Here is a 4,674-nt window from a genome sequence, read left to right as displayed (position 1 = left end):
CACTCAGGCATTGGTGATACTGGCTCGCAAGCTTGCTCGGATCGTATTCGCTCTACTGAAAGGACAGGGCGAATACCAACCCAAAGCTGGTTGAGGGCTTCCCCTCAACCATAGAATCTCCCACAGGGTATTGTGTTGCTACGGTGATTGTTGCGGGTCCGGTAACTGTTTGTTCCCACGCAGACGTTTGTGCCCTATAGCGCTCAGGGCATAAGCTTTCGCCCCTTTACGACGTTCGTCTCGTCCTCCGATTTTCAGGAATATCCAATGTCCAGTCAGTTCCCCGAAGCACGTCCACGCCGTCTGCGCCGCAATGCGAGCCTGCGCAGCCTGTTCCAGGAAACCGAGTTCAGTCTGAACGACCTGGTGCTGCCGATTTTCGTCGAGGAAGAAATCGACGACTTCGTGCCGATCAAGAGCATGCCCGGCGTGATGCGTATTCCTGAGAAGAAACTGGCTGGCGAGATCGAGCGTTATGCCCGGGCCGGGATCAAGTCGGTGATGACTTTCGGCGTGTCGCACCACCTGGACAGCAGCGGCAGCGACACCTGGAACGACAACGGCCTGGTGTCGCGCATGTCGCGCATTGCCAAGGACGCGGTGCCGGACATGATCGTCATGTCCGACACCTGTTTCTGCGAGTACACCGACCATGGCCATTGCGGCGTGCTGCACAACCACGAAGTCGATAACGACCAAACCCTGATCAACCTCGGCCGGCAAGCCGTGGCAGCGGCCCGGGCCGGTGCCGATGTGATCGCCCCGTCAGCCGCCATGGACGGGCAGGTACAGGCCATTCGCCGGGCGCTGGACGCCGCCGGTTTCAGCCAGACCGCAATCATGGCGTATTCGACCAAATTCGCTTCGGCACTCTACGGCCCGTTCCGCGAAGCCGGCGGCAGCGCGCTCAAGGGCGACCGCAAAAGCTATCAGATGAACCCGATGAACCGCCGCGAAGCCGTGCGCGAATCGCTGCTGGATGAGCAGGAAGGCGCCGATGCGTTGATGGTCAAGCCGGCCGGCGCGTACCTGGACATCATCCGCGACATCCGCGAAGTGTCGCGCCTGCCGTTGTCGGCGTATCAGGTCAGTGGCGAGTACGCGATGATCAAATTCGCCGCCCAGGCCGGGGCGATCGATGAGGCGCGCGTGGTACGCGAGAGCCTGGGCGCGATCAAGCGGGCCGGGGCAGACCTGATCTTCACCTACTTCGCGATGGACCTGGCGCTGGCCGGGATCTAAAAACAACCGAACCCTGTAGGAGCTGGCTTGCCAGCGAAAGCGGTAGATCAGTCAATATCAATGTTGAATGATAAACCGCCTTCGCTGGCAAGCCAGCTCCTACAGGGGGTTATGGGATCAACCAAAAAACGGCCGAATCCCGTGATCCCTGAAATACCGCTCGATCACTTTCGGATCGGAGCACGTCTCGGCAACCGCTACATAGGTATCCGGCCGCAGCAGGTAAAACCCGTTGCGCCCCAGGCCTGCGCCATCGAACGCCGGCCGCCAGTCGAACACATGCAGCGGCAAATGATGCTCGTGGCACCAGGCGATCATCTCGTCGCTGGTGTCGCCATACACATGCACTTGCCAGACCGGACATCTCAGCGATTCGAAATTATCCCCCTCACCGTCATGAGCCCAGGGCAAGCGGTCGCCGCCATGGACGTGCCCGGCAACGCCCGTGCTCAACGACATCCCGCGATAATTCAGGGTGATCTGCGACACCGTGCGAAACAGGAACTCGCGGGCCGTTCCCAGCGAAGCCATTTTAGGCAAAACGAACGGCGCCAGACGTGTGCGCAGCAAATCGGCCATGCGCCCTTCGGCGGTGACAAAACTGAATACCCGGTCAGTGGTGGCGACCAGTTTGCGGGCAAACGCGATGCGCTCGGTTTCGTAGGTATCGAGCAGTTTGGCCGTGGCGCCGCCGCTCAACACCGCCGCGAGTTTCCAGGCGAGGTTGATCGCATCGCCAATCCCGGTGTTCATGCCCTGACCACCGGCCGGGCTGTGGACGTGGGCGGCGTCACCCAATAGAAACGCGCGCCCGGTGCGAAAGCGGTCCGCGACCCGATGATGCACGCGGTAGGTCGAGAACCAGTTCAGCTGTTCGATCTGCACCTTCAGGTTTTCGATGGCCCGGCTGCTGACGTCTTCGAAACGCAGGGTTTCGGCCTGCTCGGCGCGTTCATCGCGCACGGTGCCGATCAGGCGGGCGCGGCCAGTACCGGCCAATGGAAACACCGCCAGAAAGTCCGCTTCATCGAGGTCCACATGCAGTTCGCCATTGAACGTCGGCCCGCTGGCCTGCACGTCGGCGACATAGAAAATCTGCTGGTAGGTGCCGCCGGGAAATCCGGTGTCCAATGTCTTGCGCACAACCGACCGGGCACCGTCGCAGCCGGCCAGATAGCAGGCCTGACAGGTCTCCTGCTGACCATCGGGCAAGCGCAACCGGGCGCTGATGCCGTCCCCGGTTTCCTCGAAACCCTCCAGCTCGGTGTTGCGTTCCACTTTGATACCGAAGCTCTCGAGGCGATCGATCAGCAGTCGTTCGTGCTCATCTTGCGGGAAGATTTCGAGGAATGCATAGGGCGTCAGACCCTCGCCGATGGAGCTCAAAGGCAACCGCGCCACGGGCTCGCCCTTGACCCAGAAATTGGCGGCCGCCACTCGATGGCCGTTCTGCACGATGGCCGGGCTGAGGTCGAGTTGACGATACAGCTCCAGCGTCCGCGCCTGCACGGCCAGCGCCCGCGACGTGGTGCCGGGGGCGGATGTCTTGTCGATAATCCGCACCCGGATCCCCATTTTTCTCAGCCACAGCGCGAGTACCAGCCCGGTCGGGCCAGCGCCGATGATCAGTACGTCGCTACGGTTCATAAGCCTGGCCTCCTCGATGTGTGGATCAAGTATGGTCCAGTCGAGGCATACGGCCAGGCTCACTGCTCAACGGAAAAGGCCGCAGCCGTCGCTGCGTCCGGCTCTGTAGCAGCTATCGAGCCTGCGAGGCTGCATTCGGCTCTGTAGCAGCTGTCGAGCTTGCGAGGCTGCGTTCGGCTGCGAAGCAGTCGTAAACCCTGCATGCACATCCTTCCTGACACACCGCATAGTCTGATTTCACGACTGCTTCGCAGCCGAACGCAGCCTCGCAGGCTCGACAGCTGCTACAGAGCCCAACTTAGGCTCGACAGCTGCTACAGAGTCGAACGCATACGCGATTGTGTGGAACAGTCGGTGGCAGCCACAGTCATAGCCTGCGCCATGCCATTGGTCGTATGGTTAACCCGGCTCAACGGATTTGATGGAGCACCATGCAAGCCAATCGATTGATCATGAGCATCGCGGCGCTGCTGGTTCTGGCCGGTTGCGGTACTCAGCGCACCCAACAACCTCCGGTGCGCCAGCCCGCCGAGGTCAAGGCCGAGATCGTGCGCCTGCTGCCGGCGAAAACCGTCGATCGCCAAGGCTGGGCCACGGACATTTACGCAGCCTTTGCCGCCCAGAACATTTACCCGTCTACGCAAAACCTGTGCTCGGTGCTGGCAGTAGCGGAGCAGGAATCGACCTTCCAGGTGGACCCGCCGGTGCCGGGCCTGGGCAAGATCGCCCGTGAGGAAATCGACCGCCGCGCCGACAAGGCCCACATCCCCGGTCTGCTGGTAAGCGGCGCGTTGCAAGTGAGTTCATCCAACGGCAAAAGCTACAGCGATCGCCTGAATGCTGCGCGCAGCGAAAAAGAGCTCAGCGCGATTTTCGATGACTTCATCGGCATGGTGCCCATGGGGCGCACCCTGTTCGGTGGTTTCAACCCGGTGCATACCGGTGGCCCGATGCAAGTCAGCATCGATTTCGCCGAGCAACAGGCAAAAAATTATCCGTACCCGGTGGAGGGCTCGATCCGCCATGAAGTGTTCACGCGCCGTGGCGGGATGTATTTCGGGATTGCCCACTTGCTCGGTTACCCCGTGAGCTACCAGCAACCGCTGTATCGCTTCGCCGATTTCAATGCCGGTTGGTACGCCAGTCGCAATGCGGCGTTTCAGAATGCGGTCAGCCGTGCTTCGGGTATACCGCTGGCGCTGGACGGTGATCTGGTCCGCTACGATTCCATCATGCCCGGCACCACGGAGCTGGCAGTGCGCACCCTCGGCAAACAACTGGGCATGCGCAATCCGACCAGCCGGGACCAATTGGAGGAGGGCAAAAGCCTCGGATTCGAGGATACCCAGCTTTATGAGCGGGTTTTCGCCCTGGCGGAAAAGGCGGAAGGCCGATCACTGCCGCGTGCGGTGTTGCCGGGGATCGTGCTGCAGAGCCCGAAAATCACCCGAAAACTCACCACGGCGTGGTTCGCCAAACGGGTTGATGAACGTTATCAGCGATGCATGTCGCGTTGAGCGAGCCGAAAAACATCCACAAAAAACCCGGCTGATCAGGCCGGGTTTTTCGTTATGTGCTGCGGTGAAGCCATTTACTCATGCAGCGCGGCTTTCGATCAGGCGGTCAGAGCCACCTTCAGCGACGCGATTCTCGATCAAACGATCCGAACCACCTTCAGCTACGCGGCTTTCGATCAGACGATCCGAACCACCTTCAGCGACGCGGCTTTCGATCAGACGATCCGAACCACCTTCAGCGACGCGGCTTTCGATCAGACGATCCGAA

At 60.8% G+C, this 4,674-nt stretch carries 3 protein-coding genes and 1 pseudogene; 2 read left to right on the top strand and 2 right to left on the bottom strand.

Annotation, left to right across the window (positions count from 1 at the left end):
- The first annotated feature begins 267 nt into the window (after nt 1-267).
- A complete protein-coding gene (gene hemB / locus AEQ67_RS31480; RefSeq protein ID WP_059407645.1) occupies nt 268-1,242 on the top strand; it encodes a porphobilinogen synthase in 975 nt (324 codons plus the stop codon).
- Between the two features lie 117 nt (nt 1,243-1,359).
- On the opposite strand, the gene AEQ67_RS31475 is transcribed toward hemB, so the two are convergent.
- The gene (locus AEQ67_RS31475; protein ID WP_059407644.1) at nt 1,360-2,889 is read right to left on the bottom strand and encodes an FAD-dependent oxidoreductase; all 1,530 of its coding nucleotides are present in this window, start codon (nt 2,887-2,889) and stop codon (nt 1,360-1,362) included.
- Nucleotides 2,890-3,320: 431 nt separating this feature from the next.
- Between AEQ67_RS31475 and AEQ67_RS31470 the strand changes: the two genes are divergently transcribed.
- Nucleotides 3,321-4,406, top strand: a complete 1,086-nt coding sequence (locus AEQ67_RS31470; protein WP_059407643.1) for a DUF1615 domain-containing protein — start codon at nt 3,321-3,323, stop codon at nt 4,404-4,406.
- 78 nt (nt 4,407-4,484) lie between these two features.
- Here the strand turns inward: AEQ67_RS31470 and AEQ67_RS31465 are convergent.
- A pseudogene (locus AEQ67_RS31465) lies at nt 4,485-4,674 on the bottom strand (phage infection protein); the annotation flags it as partial.

The organism is Pseudomonas sp. RIT-PI-q (genome assembly GCF_001297125.1).
GTDB lineage: Bacteria > Pseudomonadota > Gammaproteobacteria > Pseudomonadales > Pseudomonadaceae > Aquipseudomonas.
Note: the sequence above shows the minus strand (reverse complement) of the source record. Positions and strands in the feature narration are given on the sequence as shown.